Origin of the sequence: Shewanella sp. ZOR0012, assembly GCF_000798835.1 — a bacterium.
Lineage (GTDB): Bacteria > Pseudomonadota > Gammaproteobacteria > Enterobacterales > Shewanellaceae > Shewanella > Shewanella xiamenensis.
In genome coordinates, this window is record NZ_JTLE01000082.1 from 1 (window position 1) to 291 (window position 291).

A 291-nucleotide genomic window follows, 5' to 3' on the forward strand; every position below is an offset into this window, starting at 1 on the left:
GGTAGAGCAGTTGGCTTTTAACCAATTGGTCGAAGGTTCGAATCCTTCACGACCCACCACTTTTCTGGAAGTGTAAAATTCAGAATTCTTAGATGAGTCGTTAGCTCAGTCGCTTATGTTATAAAGCTAGGGCAGTTGGCTTTTAACCAATCAATCGAATGGTTGAAATCCTTCATGATTCACCACTTACTGAAGTGTAAAATCAGCGTTCACTAGATGGGTCGTTAGCTCAGTCGGTAGAGCAGTTGGCTTTTAACCAATTGGTCGAAGGTTCGAATCCTTCACGACCCA

Annotated in this window: 2 tRNA genes; both read left to right on the plus strand. The window is 43.0% G+C overall.

Annotated features, from left to right (window positions below):
* Positions 1-94: 94 nt before the first annotated feature.
* Positions 95-185, plus strand: a tRNA-Lys gene (locus tag L976_RS23085).
* Positions 186-218: 33 nt separating this feature from the next.
* Positions 219-291: transfer RNA gene (locus L976_RS01685), tRNA-Lys, on the plus strand.